Annotated in this window: 15 protein-coding genes; 13 read left to right on the top strand and 2 right to left on the bottom strand. The window is 46.3% G+C overall.

Features of this window, described 5'->3' with window-relative positions; genetic code table 11:
- The first annotated feature begins 92 nt into the window (after positions 1-92).
- The 11 genes from Nant_RS19605 (at position 93) to Nant_RS19555 (ending at position 12439) form a co-directional block, all read left to right on the top strand.
- Positions 93-2228, top strand: coding sequence for a TRAP transporter permease (locus tag Nant_RS19605; protein WP_054343374.1), 2136 nt, complete (start codon positions 93-95; stop codon positions 2226-2228).
- 228 nt (positions 2229-2456) lie between these two features.
- Complete coding sequence (locus Nant_RS19600) at positions 2457-4094, top strand: phosphotransferase family protein (RefSeq protein ID WP_054343373.1); 1638 nt, start codon at positions 2457-2459, stop codon at positions 4092-4094.
- Positions 4087-5013, top strand: a complete 927-nt coding sequence (locus Nant_RS19595; protein ID WP_054343372.1) for a GAK system ATP-grasp enzyme — start codon at positions 4087-4089, stop codon at positions 5011-5013. The genes Nant_RS19600 and Nant_RS19595 overlap by 8 nt, the downstream gene beginning before the upstream one ends.
- The gene (locus Nant_RS19590; RefSeq protein WP_054343371.1) at positions 5003-6088 is read left to right on the top strand and encodes an HprK-related kinase B; all 1086 of its coding nucleotides are present in this window, start codon (positions 5003-5005) and stop codon (positions 6086-6088) included. Before Nant_RS19595 ends, Nant_RS19590 begins: the two co-directional genes overlap by 11 nt.
- Positions 6085-6819 carry a histidine phosphatase family protein gene (locus Nant_RS19585; protein ID WP_238377201.1) on the top strand — a complete coding sequence of 245 codons (735 nt, stop codon included), beginning with the start codon at positions 6085-6087 and terminating at the stop codon, positions 6817-6819. Before Nant_RS19590 ends, Nant_RS19585 begins: the two co-directional genes overlap by 4 nt.
- 48 nt (positions 6820-6867) lie before the next feature.
- Complete coding sequence (locus Nant_RS19580; RefSeq protein ID WP_238377200.1) at positions 6868-8280, top strand: metallophosphoesterase; 1413 nt, start codon at positions 6868-6870, stop codon at positions 8278-8280.
- 6 nt (positions 8281-8286) lie between these two features.
- A complete protein-coding gene (locus Nant_RS19575) occupies positions 8287-8553 on the top strand; it encodes an amphi-Trp domain-containing protein (protein WP_054343369.1) in 267 nt (88 codons plus the stop codon).
- 281 nt (positions 8554-8834) lie between these two features.
- On the top strand, positions 8835-9677 hold the full coding sequence (locus Nant_RS19570; RefSeq protein WP_054343368.1) for a tetrahydrofolate dehydrogenase/cyclohydrolase catalytic domain-containing protein: 843 nt from the start codon (positions 8835-8837) through the stop codon (positions 9675-9677).
- 116 nt (positions 9678-9793) lie between these two features.
- The gene (locus Nant_RS19565; RefSeq protein ID WP_202905051.1) at positions 9794-10870 is read left to right on the top strand and encodes an extracellular catalytic domain type 2 short-chain-length polyhydroxyalkanoate depolymerase; all 1077 of its coding nucleotides are present in this window, start codon (positions 9794-9796) and stop codon (positions 10868-10870) included.
- A 112-nt stretch (positions 10871-10982) separates the two neighbouring features.
- Positions 10983-11816 (top strand): hypothetical protein, encoded by an 834-nt coding sequence (locus tag Nant_RS19560; protein WP_054343367.1) that lies wholly within the window; start codon positions 10983-10985, stop codon positions 11814-11816.
- 11 nt (positions 11817-11827) lie between these two features.
- On the top strand, positions 11828-12439 hold the full coding sequence (locus Nant_RS19555; RefSeq protein ID WP_054343366.1) for a 3'-5' exonuclease: 612 nt from the start codon (positions 11828-11830) through the stop codon (positions 12437-12439).
- An 81-nt stretch (positions 12440-12520) separates the two neighbouring features.
- Here Nant_RS19555 and Nant_RS19550 read toward each other — a convergent pair whose 3' ends face one another.
- Positions 12521-14425, bottom strand: coding sequence for a PhoX family protein (locus Nant_RS19550; protein WP_054343365.1), 1905 nt, complete (start codon positions 14423-14425; stop codon positions 12521-12523).
- A 183-nt stretch (positions 14426-14608) separates the two neighbouring features.
- Entirely contained in the window at positions 14609-15343 is a 735-nt protein-coding gene (locus Nant_RS19545; protein WP_054343364.1) for a tRNA1(Val) (adenine(37)-N6)-methyltransferase, read from the bottom strand.
- Between the two features lie 299 nt (positions 15344-15642).
- On the opposite strand from Nant_RS19545, the gene Nant_RS19540 reads away from it, so the two are divergent.
- A complete protein-coding gene (locus Nant_RS19540; RefSeq protein ID WP_054343363.1) occupies positions 15643-16179 on the top strand; it encodes a hypothetical protein in 537 nt (178 codons plus the stop codon).
- Between the two features lie 48 nt (positions 16180-16227).
- Positions 16228-16557: a hypothetical protein gene (locus tag Nant_RS19535; RefSeq protein ID WP_202905050.1), complete on the top strand. Its 330-nt coding sequence runs from the start codon at positions 16228-16230 to the stop codon at positions 16555-16557.
- Positions 16558-16591 lie beyond the last annotated feature (34 nt).

Here is a 16591-nt window from a genome sequence, read left to right as displayed (position 1 = left end):
GGTGTGGTCTGACTCAGGCTGCATCGGTGTCCTCTGTTACTTCTGGTAAATGCTTCTTTTAAATCTAAGATTTAATACATAGGTGAGTGATTATGACTCAAGCATCGTCTGCTTCTGAGCAGGAAACTGCTGAAAAATTAAAAAGTCTGGAGCTAGCGCAGCGCGATGACGCTAGTCCTGTCGGCCGCTTTATATACTGGGCGGGTGTACTTTTTGCTATCCTGCATATTTATTTTAATACATTAGGGACGATGTCTGAATTGTGGGTCTCAGCGATCCACTTTGGTGGCTTTGCGCTGCTTTCTTCGCTTATGTTTCCCATGATAAAAGGTCATGCCGGCGCCACTAAACCCGTGTTAATCATGGATATGTTAGTGGGGCTTGCTGCGGTAGCGTGCGCGCTGTATCTAATCGGTTTTGAAGATGCGCTTTATGAGCGTGGTGTTAAATTCTCTACCTGGGATTGGGTGTTTTCGATACTTGCCATCGCTATTGCGTTAGAGCTTACGCGGCGAACTACAGGATGGTTTATCCCCACAATGGTGCTTGTTGCGCTGACATATGTCTTCTGGTGGGGGCCTTATATTGACGGTATGTTTGGCTTTGCCGGTCTTAGTCTTGAAACGGTTATGTATCGCAGTTATTTTTCGTCTGAAGGGATGTTCGGGCAAATTGCACGTATCTCATGGACGTATGTATTCATGTTTATACTCTTCGGCGCTTTTCTGGTGAAATCCGGTGCAGGGGACTTTATTATTGAATTATCGCGTTGTGCTGCAGGTCGGTTTGTCGGTGGGCCTGGGTTCGTCGCGGTGCTGGGGTCTGGTTTGATGGGGTCGGTTTCTGGCTCATCCGTTGCTAATACCGTGTCGACCGGTGTCATCACTATCCCGTTGATGCGTAAAGCAGGGTTTCCCGCTAAGTTTGCGGCAGGTGTTGAAGCCGCTGCTTCAACAGGTGGGCAGCTAATGCCTCCGGTGATGGGTGCCGGTGCTTTTATCATGGCGTCATACACACAGATTCCTTATGTCGAGATTATTGCGATCGCCGCATTGCCTGCGTTGCTGTACTTCATGTCAGTCGGTTTTTATGTGCGCGTTGAGGCTCAGCGTAGTCATGCGCATGCGATTGAACTCGATAGCCGTCCGGCGAAAGAAGTTTTTAAAGAAGGCTGGCATTTTTTATTGCCAATTGGGGTACTGGTTGGCTTGCTTATTTATGGGTTTACGCCCACTTATGCGGCCGGTATTTCGATTTTATCCGTGATTGCCTCTTCGTGGCTGTCTAAGCACCCGATGGGCATTAAAGATATATTGGATGCATTGGCTCAGGGTTCAAAGAATATGGCGTCGACCGCTATTCTGCTGATTGCCGTAGGTCTGGTGGTGAATGTGGTTGCCATGACGGGTATCGGTAATACTTTCTCGCTGATGGTCACAGAATGGGCGGGTGGTAGTCTGTTGATTACGCTTGTGCTGGTGGCGTTGGCATCGCTGGTGCTGGGGATGGGCTTACCTGTCACGGCGGCGTATATCGTATTGGCGACATTGTCTGCTCCTGCGCTCTATAACTTAATGGCAGAGATGCAGTTGGTTCAACTGATTGTTGATGGCGCATTGCCTGAGGTCGCTAAAACGATTTTCATGCTGGTAGATATGGATAAGGTGGCCTTGTTAGCGGCGCCTATGTCAGAAGTCGACGCGTTGGCGTTAATAGAGATGATACCAAATGAGTTAAAAGGCCAGCTATTGCAGCAGGCTATCGATCCAACAGCATTGTCGATGTTGCTGTTGTCGGCGCATATGATTATCTTCTGGCTATCACAAGACTCTAACGTGACTCCCCCCGTGTGTCTGACGGCTTTTGCCGCGGCGGCCATTGCGGGTACACCGCCGATGGCGACAGGCATAATGGCGTGGAAAATTGCTAAAGGGCTGTATGTTGTCCCGGTGTTGTTTGCTTACACGAACTTTATTGGCGGCACTGCGGTAGAAGTCTTAACTATTTTTGTTTTTGCGCTTTTCGGAATGTACGCATTAGTTGGATTTATGGAGGGGTATCTGGAGGGGCGCTTGTCTCTTATCCTGCGTCTGTTATGTGGAGCAGCGGGTATGGGACTGCTCTGGCCGCATCATCAGATCGTGATTAGTCTGATCTCGTTGGCCGTATTCATAGCCATATTTATGTATAGCCGTCGTGCTATAGAGCCAAAAGCCGTTGTTGTTTAGGGCAGTCTCTTGTCTTAGTCGATAATTATTGATGGTTAGTGATAGCTTTTGATCGTTATGGATGGCTGCGCCTCAGGCGCAGCTATCGATCAACTGTCCACCAACTATCAAGATTGTCTCAGGTGTCAGGCAATTGAGTCATGGATATAAACTGTAATAAAAACGTAATTTTTTAGTCGTGTAATTCGCGTATAGTAGGCGCCAAAGTCGTATCACGGTTAGTCAATCATGCCAACATCTCCCTTGGGCATTCAGGAGAACCTTCATTTTCTCCTCAACGAAGTAGAAACGCATTGCCATCTTGTTGATCTTTTTTTTAAAACGCATTCAATAGATCTTCTGCCGCGCATTCGTGCCCGTCGTGGCTATGTGCAAACACTGCACGAAAAAATTGAGACTGAGTGCGCATTGATGATCGCCAGGCGTAAGCCGGGTACCGCTTATTATATGCGGGTAGAGGCCATACGATCGCTTGCTGCCGCGTTAGAGGGTGTATCCAGCAGTTTTCTTGACTGTATACAAGAAGGCACCTTGACAGAAGCGTACATTCATCCTGGCAGTCAGGCGTGCGCCAGATTAGTACACAGAATAGCGCGGGCGCTCAACCTGATTAAACTAGGTATGGATAAAGCCCAGCGCCGCACAGGCATAAAGCTTGGTCGACGCAGGCAGGGCTTGCTGTCTCTGTATGATGAGATACAAATCGCCACCTTAGCGGCGAAAGGTTCATTAAGCGACACCCAGTTACGCGCGGCGATATTGAGTAGCTTCGGACTAAAGCGCGTTATCGATCAGCTGGCGATTGTTGGTGAAGCCTTGATTAAAGCGGATCTGGGCCAGGTTGTCTCCTTGCAGAACTACGATCACCTGCGTAATACCGCATCAACACTCAACTATAGCCTTAGCGACCTGAAAGTACGCCGCTTAGCATTGACGCGTTCAGGCAGCGCTATCGCCGCCATCTCTCACAAAAACGAATCTGATCAGGACGTACTCGCCGTCTATAAAGAAGGTGATCAGAGCAAACTGGCTGAAGAAGTTGAGGGCGTAAAAAACTGGCAGAAAGTTGATCGCCGGCTAGCCCCTGATGTATTGGCTCATGAGGTGTCAGAAGGTGGCTCATCTGCGCTCTTGATCGAACATCTTTCCGGTAAAACTCTGGAAGCTTTGCTGCTTGATGGACGCAAAGATGAAGTTGACCAGGCACTCGCTACGTTATTCAAAACACTGGAACGCATTTGGCAGGCAACCTATACGCCTGAACCTTCGTATGCAAAATTCATGGCGCAATTAGAGAAACGTATCGGCGATAGCATCAAGATACATCCCGACTTTTTTGCTGATGAGTACAGTGTCTGTGGATATATCCGGCCGGGTTTTCGAACCTTAATAAGCAAGGTAGAGGCGAAAGAGTCACGCTGGATGGCACCCTTTTCAGTGCTGATCCATGGCGACTTCAATGTCGATAACCTGATTTACGACGCTGTTGAAGGGCGCATCTATTTTATAGACCTACACCGTTCTACGTACCTGGACTATATTCAGGATATCTCGGTATTAATGGTCTCTATCTATCGTCTGCAAGTACTCAGTGGCTCAACGCGTGAGTTGATGATGGCCAGTGCCATTCAGATCTACCATTTCGCACGGGGTTTTGCTAAACGCCGCGGCGATCACTATTTTGAGCCTCGTCTGGCGGCTGGATTAGCGCGTTCTTTTGCCACCTCAACACGCTTTATTTTTGATAAGAAGCTCGCGTCCCGCATGCATCTGCGGGCGCGTTATTTACTCGAACAATTGGCGCAACTTTCACCCGAGCAAGAGTTGCTGTTTAACATACCATTAGAGGAACTTTATATTGAATAAGTCCAGAATAGGGGTCGTTGGCATCCCTGGTAAATGGTCAACGGAAGTACTCGCTGATAGATTAGAAGCGCAAACCGGGTTTCGTGCTGTTTTCGATATGAAGGATGTAGAGCTGCGCCTGGATAGCAATAAGCTAATGTGTAACGGCTTTGATCTAACCCAGCTTGATGGGTTGGTGGTTAAGAAAATCAGCGAAATTTATGCGCCGGGTACCGAAGATCGAATCCATATGCTGGCTCACCTTGAGGCTGTTGGTGTTCCGGTGTTTAGCCCGACACAGAGTATGAGTAAACTGATCAACCGTCTGAGCGGAACACTGGTGCTGCAGCAAGGTGGCATTCCCATGCCGAAAACCCGCGTGACGGAATGCTCCCAGCGTGCTTTTGATGCCATTCGTGAATTTGGCTCTGCGATACTCAAGCCGCTGTATTCGACTAAAGCACGCGGTATGTTGATTTTAGGGCAAAAGGACAGCGATGAAGAGGTCAAATCCCAGTTAGAAGAATATCGTCAGACAAACTCGATTTTCTATATCCAGCAGGCGTTAGACCTGAAAGGACGGGATTTGGGAATGGTGTTTTTAGGCGGGGAGTATCTCTGTACCTATGCGCGGGTTGCCGAGGCGGGCGCATGGAATACGACCATTCAAAGCGGGGGTCGCTATGAGCTTTTTGAGCCCGGTGCTGAATTGATTGAGCTAGGTCACCGCGCCCAGGCGTGCTTTAACCTTAGCTTTACGACGGTAGATATCGCGCTTACCGATGAAGGGCCTGTTGTCTTTGAGGTGTCAGCATTTGGCGGTTTCAAAGGAGCGCTTGATGGTTGTGGTGTCGATGCGGCTTCCGCCTATGCAAATTATATCCTTGCCGAAGTGGCGAACTGTAGGGAAAGTGATAGAGGCGCTGTAAATGATCATTAATCCACTCGATGCGAATGCGCTGCAGACGGAGCTTTCGAATTGCCGGTTCAATTCAAGGTTAGTATTCGGTTCGCTAGGTGTAAACGTCCATAGCAACGTCGCGATCATTCTTGATCAGCTTAGCGACTATTATAAAAGCTATCAGGAAGACACGGCCACCGAACATGAAGTAGACATCTTTGTGATTGAACAGTCGACTGCCAGTGAGTCGCTCGATTGGCAAGAGGTGCCCCGGGAAGCCGGCAAACAAGGCAAAAAAGAAGGCTATCTGGATAGTGAGTCAGGACGCTGGATCAAAAAATTTAAAACCGGCATGCTTATGCTACAGCGTCAGAAGGATCCGGTGGTTGTCGGCCCTTGCTTGCAGAATATTGCCCAGATCATTAACTTTATCAACAATCAATTTATTAACGCCCACTTGTGCCGTGGCTATTTACTCGGCCATGCGTCTGGCTTCGTCGTCCAAGGAAAAGTAACGGCCATTGCCGCCGGCTCTGGCGGCGGCAAGTCGACCTTGATGTTGAGATGTCTGGAAAATCAGCAAAGACAATTTTTAACCAATGACCGTATTCTGATGCAGGCTACACAGGACGCTGTAACAGCGGTTGGTGTGGCAAAGTTACCGCGCGTCAATCCCGGCACCTTATTGCATTCTGAGCGTCTGAAACATATTTTGCCTGTAGATCAGCAGCATAAAATGCGCCAGTTAACGCAGCAGGATTTATGGGTATTAGAGCAAAAATATGATGTGCAAATCGAAGATGAATACGGTCCGGATCGTGTGCAGCTGCAAGGCGAACTGACTAACCTGCTGATGCTGGATTGGTCTCTGGATTCAACTGAACCGACGCGTCTGGAAAGGGTTAATCTTGAGGATGAACCACAAGCCATTGAAGGTTTACGCAAACGGCCAGGTCCATTTTTTCAGGATGCCGCCGGCGCTTTCGGTGACCTGAATGCGTGTGCATCCGTAGCAAGCTATTGTGCGATGCTCAAAGGCGTATGTGTTTTCAGGCTTACCGGGTTGATAGACTTCGATAAAGCGTTCGAGTTGATTGAGCAAATGGATACATGATGAGCACGGAGAGCAATGTCTGTTGCGCACTGATTCGCCATGGCGCTTACGAGCAATTACCGAATGTGCCCAGTGCCCTGCAACCCTATCCATTAACCAGAGAAGGTACGGAAGAGGTTCGACAACAAGCGCGTGCTTTTGGTCTATGGTTGCGTGCAACAGGTCGCACTCTCGATCCGCTGGTGGAGACATCCACACTGTTGCGGGCGTGGCAGACAGGCCAAATATACATGGAAGAATTACATGAATTCTTTCAGGCACCTCCGCAACTGAAAAGCTTTCCGAGCCTGTGCGAGCGTAGTGTCGGCGCCGTAGCAAATTTGAGTGTCAGCGAAATAGAACGTGTTATCGAACTGGACCCACGTTTTGATACGCCGCCAGCCAACTGGAAGTCGGATAGTGATTATCGGTTGCCATTTGATGGGGCAGAGTCGTTGATGGAGGCGGGTGAGCGTGTCGCTCAGCATTTGTTAGCGTGGCGCGAAGGCGCTGAGAGTGAAATGAAGAGTGGAATGAAGAGTGGCATTAAGTTGTTCGTTGGCCACGGTGCTGCTATCAGGCATGCGGCGTATCATCTTAATGTTATTAAGCGGTGCGATATTAAAAGGCTGAGTATGTTTTACGGACATCCGGTGGTATTTGAAATGGGGCTTGAATTTGCCGATGGTCAGTGCCCGCGTCTGCTTTTCGGCCAATGGAAACAGCGTCAGATTCAAGACGTACCAGATTGATGATGGACTCACCGACAGCACACTTATTGATAAGTGAATGATAGGTAAATGATGAAAATGCTAAGCCCTCTCCCTTATATTTCCGATCGTCCTGAACACGCCGATATTATTGCCAGGTTACCGAACAAGTGGACCTCATGGCCGCAAGGCCGTAGCTCCTGTAATGCTGTTGCCAGAGAGCCTGAGGAGACTCCATTAACAGTCATAAAGCACTCGATAAAAGGTGCCAAACCTTCAATAAAACTCTCTAAGAAACTCTCTAAGAAACGCTCGACAAAAGTCCCTGCAAAACATGAATTGCGTTGGCCAAAGCGGCCTGTTGTTTTTATCTCCGATCCTCATGCTGATGCACATGCGTTTGAAGCCTCATTGATTGCAGCTGGCGTCACTAAGCAAATGGATAGCGGGCTCTGTCATTTAAAACTGACGAAAAAAGGCCGACAATCTGAAATTATCATTGGTGGGGATTGTCTTGATAAGGGGCCAAGTAATTTGTCTCTACTGCGCAGTGTTAAGCATCTCTATCGCCTCAATGCGCGTGTGACGTTGTTGGCAGGTAATCATGATCTACGATTGTTTATGGGGTTGTTAGCATTAGCGCGGAAAAAAGATATTGGTAATCAGCACTTTTTCGTACGCATGGGTAAAAAAGTCATCCCTCTGTTCAAAGAAGTGTTCGAGCAGTATTTAGCGGATAAAAATTGGCAGCGTAATATTCCCGATGAAGATGCTTGTCGCAAAGCGTTGTTCCCGAATGAAAAGTGGTTCGAACAATTTCCTTATCATGCAGCAGGACAACTGACCACAGAAGGGATTGAACGAGAGGTCCGGAAAATGCATTCGAAGGTAAAGAGCTTTGAGAAAAACTGTGTTGCCGCCGGATTGAGTTTACAGCATATATATGCCGCTTCTCTTAAGTGCCAGAAACTCTTTCTGCATAAAAAAGGGGAGTTTCACTGGTTTTATCGTAAGATGAAATTGGTCGAAAAACGCGGATCATTTTTATTCCTGCATGCGGGTCTCGATGACACCATGGGTGAATTGTTGTTAAAAAGTGGTACGGGTTATGCCAATAAAGCCTTCCACCGCAACCTTAAACACAGAGATTTATTTGGTTTTTATTATAGTTCGATAGCCAATACGTTCAGAACTAAATACAGGGATGTCGATCTTCCTCTGACAGAGCGTGGCGTTAAAGCTATACACAAAGCCGGTATTCGCGTGGTGGTTCAAGGGCATATTAACCAACAAGAAGGACAACGAATTGCGATCAAAAAAGGGCTCGTACATGTTGAAGCAGATATAACGCTTGATCGGCATTCGCGTAAAAATGAAGGCCTGAAGGGCTTTGGTATGGGGGCGACCTTAATTGATAAACGCAACGGCATCATTGGCATTAGTTGCGACTACCCGACAGCCAAAGTACTCAAACCAAAAGAACTACAGCTGATTGACGGATAATAAGTAATGAAATCCAAAACCACGTTTAAACATGAAGCCCTGTTAGATCCTGCTGATATTCAGGACCTGCTTAAAGCTATTTCCAAAGGACTGGGTAAAGGCAGTCTTGAGTTTAGTGACGATAAAGGTGTGTTAACACTGGAACCACAGGGCTTGCTGTACTTAAAAGTGAGTGCGTCTGAAGAGGAAGACCGGCAGCAGTTCGATATCAAGGTTCGCTGGGATAAACACCCGAAAACACTGAGTAAAAAGCTTCCTAAGATAAGCAGCTAGCAGGCTTTTCGCTATTTTTTAAGCCGCTGCTTAAGCAGATTTTTAAAGAGATTCCAAATATCTATTCTAAATAGAGTAAGCATCCGTCTTATTTAGCGCACTCTGTCATTTTTTTATTATAAAATGTGACAGGGTGTGAGCTGATGATTTTATAGTCGTGAGTTTGTTCTGGAGTGATTAATATTTTTTTATTTCTGGGAAAATTTTAAATCTTACCTGCATCGTTATTTCATGAAATCGCGGTTTGGTTTAATTAGATTGTTAATGAGGAGCGTTATCTGATGCCTGCACTGGTTCTGGATGGGAAAGTATTAGCTAAAAGCCGCGAGCAGCAGCTAAAAACTGTTATTGATCAGCTGGTTAGCGAAGGTGGTCGTAAGCCAGCATTGGCTACCATTCTAGTGGGTGATGACCCTTCTTCCGCAACGTATGTACAGATGAAAATAAACGCCTGTGGACGTGTCGGTATGGGATCGCAAAGCATCGCAATGCCTGCCAGTACCTCTACTGAAGAGCTGTTGGCAGAGATCCACCGTCTGAATAACGATCCCAAAGTGAATGGTATTTTATTGCAGCACCCGGTGCCGGATCAGATTGATGAACGTGCTTGTTTTGATGCTATCGCACTGGAAAAAGATGTAGATGGTGTTACCACGCAAGGCTTTGGCCGTATGGCGATGGGAGAACACGCATTTGGTTCGGCAACACCGGCGGGCATTATGACGCTACTCAAACATTACGATATTGTTATTGAAGGGAAGCACGCGGTTGTTGTCGGACGTAGCCCTATTTTAGGTAAACCGATGGCCGCTATGCTGCTCAATGCAAACGCAACGGTTACTCTCTGCCACTCCCGTACAATCGATTTGGCAACGCTGGTACGCCAGGCTGATATTGTTGTTGGTGCCGTAGGGCAGCCAGAGCTCATCAAGGCCGAATGGATCAAAGATGGTGCCGTTGTTATCGATGCCGGTTATCACGAGGGGGGTATTGGCGATATCGAAAAAACAGGGTTAGAATCCCGCGTATCTGCGCTTACGCCTGTGCCTGGTGGTGTAGGCCCGATGACTATCAATACCTTAATCAGCCAAACGCTCGAATCGGTGCAGCGTAACCTAATGTAACGAAGAGTATGCCCATACAATTCCATAAAATAGTTCGACTAAAAAGACATTAACTTTAAGATTTGTCATGTGTAAATTATGGAACAATAAAATGATATCGAAAGCCAGGAGGCTTAATGACTATGCTACATAAAATCAGATTTTCTATTGTACTGTTAATGGTCATGATGACCCAGATAGTCAGTGCTGAGGAAATACGGTTGCCAGAGATGAACGCTTTTTCTGATCAAACCTCCGTTTCTGGTTTATCGTCTGGTGGCTTTATGGCGGCGCAATTTCATGTGGCTTACTCAAAAAATTTAGTCGGTGCGGGTATCGTGGCGGGTGGGCCGTGGAATTGTGCATCCACTTTTTCATTTATGTCGCCGCTTTATAATGCAGTGACGACTTGTATGGACCCTTGTAAATACACATGGTTTATCTGTCCTTCTCTATTTTTCCCTGATGGTAGCGACCTCGTGGATCTGGCGAAAACGTCTGCTAATGATGCACTTATTGATGATCTGGAAAATTTACAAGACGACAACGTCTATATTTTTTCCGGACTTAACGATAAAACAGTCGTCACTAAAGTCGTTGATTCAACCTCCGAATTTTACCATTTACTTGGCTTGAGTGATGATCAGGTTTTTTATAATAAAACGGTTGATGCAGGCCATGCATTTATTACCAATGATGCAGATGATTCTGAGTGTGATGTCACACAGGCGCCTTACATCAATAACTGTAATATCCCGCAGGCAAAGAGAATGCTTACCCATATCTATGGTGAGTTAAACGAGCCGGTTGCAGTGCCACAAGGTGACCTTATTCGTTTTAATCAAAGGGAGTTTTTCGAATCATCCATAGCGGGTATGGATGACGATGCTTACGTGTATATTCCCCAGTCATGCAGAACAGAGCAGTGCCGTGTGCATGTTGCTTTACATGGATGCCGGCAGGGAATCTCCGTTATCAATACCGTCTACATTGAACAAACGGGTTATATGGAAGTGGCCGATAGTAATCATCTGATTGTGCTGTACCCGCAGGTGAAAAAATCGACTATCAATCCGCGCGGATGCTGGGATTTTTGGGGATATACCAGTAACAATTTGCCACCCTTTAACTATGCACATAAAGATGCGCCACAAATGCAGGCCATTAACAGCATGGTTGAGCGTTTGACCGGCCCTGTTACTCAAACGCCGTGACATACACCGTTAGTAATGGCCTTTGCGTTTTTTAATGTTAAGGTGGCTGATTGTCAGTCTGAAATACAGGCGATAAACGTTCAGTAAAACAAACATTATTTCAGGGTGTGTAATGGAAACATCATTGATCGAGGTGAGCGCCGCTTTATTATTAATGCGGCGTATAACACACCAGATATCGGCCAGATACGACGCTTATTTGCGGCCACATACGATCGAAGATGGATTTGCCATTCAGCAGGCGATGCTGGATCAAATGGAAGATACGCTGGGTGGTTGGAAATGTTCATTACCCAACGGTGATGATTTTATTGTGGCACCTATACTGGGTAGCACTGTTTTTAACCAATCTCCGTGCCCGATACAATTGGATGAGGGCGTTTGTAAGATAGAACCGGAAATTGCGTTTAAATTTGCACACGACCTACCCAGCCGTAAAGAAGCTTACACCGAAGAAGAAATCACTGCGGCATTAGGGAGTGCGCACCTGGCACTTGAGCTTATTCAGAACCGTTATGTGCCTTCGGAAGAGGTCACCTATTATGAGCATCTGGCTGATTGTTTGTTTAACCAAGGGGTTTTTGTCGGGCCAGAAATCACATTATCTCAGGCTTTTTCAGCGTCAGAGATTAATTTCACGCTTGCTCAATCAAGCGCTCTTTTAGCCGTTCCATCAGCAGTTGAGTCAGCAGTTGAATCAGCAGTTGAATCAGCAGTTGAAATTATGCCAGGTAAACATCCTCATCTGTTTCCGCAACGTCCTTTGTTTTGGTTAGTTAATTTTCTATCACAGCGTGGTATCGATATCAAAGCAGGGCAGGTGGTGATTACCGGCTCCTACGCTGGCGTATTTGAAGTACAACCTAATGTGGAATTTTCCTTAGCATATGGTGATTTAGGCAGTATTACTGCGACATTTCAGCACCCAATCAAAAACCACGAATAAAGGAACCCGCTATGCCCAATGCAGATACGGTCGTCGTATTGGATTTCGAGACCACCGGCTTATCACCGACTATGGGTGATCGTGCTATTGAGATTGGCGCGGTGCGTATCGAAAACGGTGAAATAACCGGGCGCTTTCAGGAGTTAATGAACCCTGGGCAGCGTATCAGTGGTTTTATTGAAGACTACACCGGGATTACCAACAGTATGTTAAAGCATGCTCCTTCATGCGAAGAGGTGATGTCTCAATTTGCCGATTTTATTAGCGGTTATAATCTGGTCGCGCATAATGCTTCATTCGACAAACGCTTTTTAGACGCAGAATTAAGTAACATATCACGCACCTATTCAGGACAGTTTGCCTGTTCAATGCTGGTGGCTCGCCGGATCTATCCGCATGCACCAGACCATAAGCTAGGCACATTGGTGCGGTATGCAAATATCCCCAGTGACGGCGCATTTCACAGAGCCTTATACGACTCAGAAATGGCAGCCAAACTATGGCAGGCTATGTTAAGAACTATTGAAAAACAGACTGTACTTCCGGAAATACCCTTCAAACTACTACAAAAGATAGCTAAAACGCCTAAGAACTCAGTTCGAGCTCTTTTGGAGCACTCTTAGTAACAAATAGTTAACTGGTATAAAAAAGCCCCTTTTTTAAGGGGCTTTTATCAGAATGCTATTGTTGATCAGGGGCGATGATCAGGCGCCGATAATGCCGCCATCTTCACGTTGAATAACCATAATGCTAGAACGGGGTTTGCTGTTACCGCCAGCAGGGAAGTGTGATGGTTTATTATCTTCACCCGGATGCTGCACACCAACAAACATGCTGCGCTGATCGGGTGAGAAAGTCAGACCTGTAATTTCACAAGCGATAGGCCCGGTAGCAAAGCGGCGTACTTCACCTGAAGCAGGGTCAGCACATAGCATTTGGTTATTACCCATGCCGGCATAGTCGCCTTCGTTCGAATACTTACCATCTGTAAGAATCCACATGCGGCCAGCATCATCAAAGCCTAAGCCATCAGGACTGTTGAACATGTTTTCATCGGTGATATTCGCGCTGCCGGCATAAAAATCACTGTGTACTGTTGGGTTACCCGCGACCAGAAACAGATCCCAGTTGAATGCATCGCTAGTGTGATCGCCTTTTTCCGGCATCCAGCGGAGTATCTGGCCATATTTGTTATCGGCACGTGGATTAGGGCCACCAACAGGTTGATTATCTTTATTGCCACGGTTTTTATTGTTGGTCAGCGTGCAGAAGATGGTTTTGTTGTCAGGGTGAACGGCTATCCACTCGGGGCGATCCATTGTGGTAGCGCCGACAATCGTAGCGGCTTCACGTGCATAGATCATGACTTCAGCCTGGCTGTCAAAGCCGTTTTCTGCTGTTAATCCATTTTTACCATGCGTCAGTTCAAGCCACTCGCCATTACCTTTGAGCTCACCTTCAGCAGCATCAAAACGTGCAACAAACAGAGTGCCTTCTTCCAGAAGATCCGTGTTGGCGGCTTTATCATCAGGGTTGTAACGGTTTTTAGATACAAATTTGTAAATGTGTTCGCCGCGTTCATCATCACCCAGATACACGATAACATGACCGTTATCAGCCAAGGTTACAGCCGCGTTTTCATGCTTGAAACGACCCAGTGCGGTACGTTTTTTCGGCGTAGAGGTTGGGTCCATCGGATCAATCTCAACAATCCAGCCATGACGGTGCGGCTCGTTCGGCTCTTTAGTCATATCAAAACGCGGATCAAAGGTGTTCCACTGATATTTGTTCTTATCCGCTTTCAAACCATAACGTTTTTGATGTGTGTCCATCTCAGCACCCGGTGCTGCAAAGTAACCGTTAAAGTTCTCTTCGCATGTCAGGTACGTTCCCCAAGGTGTTTTACCATTAGAGCAGTTGTTAAATGTGCCCAGTACTTTTTTACCGGTAGGGTCTGCATTGGTTTTTAACAACGCGTGGCCAGCGGCAACACCGGTCAGTTCCATTTCGGTATTGGCGGTAATACGGCGGTTGTAGCTAGAGTCTTTCAGGTAGTGCCAGTGACCATCGGCTTTTAATTCTACTTCAAAGATGGAGACACCATGAGCTGCCTGTGCTTTCTTAACATCATCAGCCGTCAGGTTATTGCCTTGATGAGCAAACAGAAGCAGATAGTTAGTGTACTCATTGTTAACGGCCATTAGGGCACGGTTACCGGACAATGGAAACAGACTCATACCGTCGGTATTATCACCAAACTGGCCTGCTTGTGCAGAGCTGGGCTGCATACCTGATTCATCAAAGGCCGGAGCATTTTTAAGAATCGGGTCACCCCATGAGATTAGTGGTTTAGCAATATAGCCTTCAGGAACAAGAAACTCATCGGAGGTGCTGATCGGCATTGCCGTAAATCCCAGCAATTTGCTGGCAGGGTGTGTTACTGCTGCAATGGCTTGTGCCAAAGGATTTGCTGCCAGGAAAAGTCCCATTGCAGCCGCACCACCTTGCATAAAACGACGACGGCTCAAACCGCTTTCGATGATTTTAGAAAATTCTGACTCGTCATCGTTTACAGGGTTAGCAGCATTCTGAAGTTCGAGTTTTTTCATTACAAATATCCAGTAGTCGTTAAATGTGGTTGCTCATTAATGGCTAATCAGTAGCCAAGAGTGGCGGGTTAAAACTAATGACTGGAAGGCTAAACTGAGTGTGTGAATAAATGATGACAAAGCTGCAATAAATATTCTGTAGCGTTAATGGCTCTTTATGATAAGTGACTGCTTTTTATAACATTATTCTTCGACTTTCATACGGGTATAGTATTGGCCGAATAATGCCGCCGCCGCGTGGGTATGGAAAGGGTGCTCTTTATAAAGCGAAAAAACACTGTGCGCGACTGTCGTGCGGTTTCTGCCTAATGACAAAATTTCACGATGAGGCGCGTGTCGGCTGCTATTTTGCACTAGCATTCTCTGTTGTGGATAGAGTGCTAGTGGTTCAGCGAGTTGAATCAGGGTGTCTGATTCTGCCAGTGGTAGTAAAATCCACACCAGACCATCGGCACTTAATAGCTGATTAATGGCCGCCATCAAATCAGCTAAAGGCAGATGCGTATTGTGTCGTGCTAGTGCGGTGCGCTCACAAGGGTTGGGTGTTGAGTCAGTAAAAAAAGGAGGGTTGGTTATAATACAATCGTAACGTTGCAGGTGTTGGGGTGCGTAGTCACGAATATCCATTTCTAGCAGTGATAATCGATCAGGCCACGGGCTATTAGCAAAGTTTTTACGTGCCTGCTCAGCCGCTTTCACATCCAGTTCCACCGCATCAATACAGGCAGAAGATCGCTGCGCGGCAAATAAACTGAGTAATCCTGTGCCTGCGCCAATATCGAGTATGCGCTGCGCATGAGATACATCGACATACGCACCTAACAGAGAAGCATCGGTCGTGACTTTCATCGCGCAGTCACCCTGGTCAATAGTGAACTGCTTGCATTGGAAATAGCTGTTACGTTTACGCTGTGTCATAAACACTCATAGAGTCGGAAAAGCGACAATTATACATCAGATAATCCAAGCTGATTTATACGCGCTGATTCATAGTTGCTGATTCCCAGGTACTGCTTCATAGGTATCAGCTTGCAGAACAACCAGTCTTGTTCAAGATCACATTGATATTGCTTGAGTGATCGGGGTATAACAGCCCTTGCTCAGGACATTGCTAACGAATAAGTGCGGTGTATAAGTTCGATGTATAAGTGCAATCGACTAGTCTGATGTCACTTGAATCAATAAACGCCGTAAAGAATTGGATGTAGGGAATCAATATGGATAGTCAGTTTGTGGCACAAGTGTGTCGATATATACGGGCAAAAGATGGGCATAAGCCTCATTTAATGGATCATGTCTTTTCTCACAACGCTACGCTTGAAATGAAGGTAAGTACGGCCAATGTTTCCTTCCCGCCTATCGTGTCAGGCTTGCCAAATATAACCGAAACATTAGTGAGAGACTTTCATACGTTATACGAAAATGTCTATACCATCTGCCTTACCGATACGCTACAGCAAGATAACACCAGCCTGAATTGCCGATGGTTAGTCGGTATGACAGAAAAATCGTCCGGGCTGTCGCGAGTAGGATACGGGGATTATCAGTGGATATTTGAAGCGCCCGATTCAAATTTGGTGAGCCGTTTAACCATAGTAATAGACAATATGATTGTTCTTTCCTTTACGGATCAGGCAGCGGTAATGTCCTGGTTGGAAGCATTATCGTATCCCTGGTCGTCGTCCTCTGATGTGTTGGCAGCAATGCCGCATATTACATTGCTGAACGATGTGCGTGACCATCTTATTAATTAACAGGTGGATACTGTATCGGTTAACTTACAGGCGATTTAAAAAGTATGAATGATGAAGAGAGTTGAAGCACTCGTTCAAATAATCACATTTGGTGAGTGTCGCGAACCGGCATTTTCGGCGTTATGTCAATTTGGATTTGATAGCGACGTCGAGTTAGTAGAAATATCCGATTCAATATTAGCCGATGTACTTCAGCTGTTTATCGCCGGTTTTATATCGGCAGATGAATTAGAGGAGTGGGCAAACTTTATAGAATGCAGAGATGATATTAATTTCGCACGCAATGAAGGCTATATTTATGCGCTTTCAAACCCAGAACTAATGGGTGAAATTAACACAGAAAAAATAATAAAAATGTTAGAAGTATTAATGAATTAATGTGAATTATTAACCTGGTTTACAGTTTTAGGCG

Origin of the sequence: Neptunomonas antarctica, assembly GCF_001305295.1 — a bacterium.
GTDB classification, from domain to species: Bacteria; Pseudomonadota; Gammaproteobacteria; order Pseudomonadales; family Balneatricaceae; genus Neptunomonas; species Neptunomonas antarctica.
This window is presented reverse-complemented; position numbering and strand designations above follow the sequence as displayed.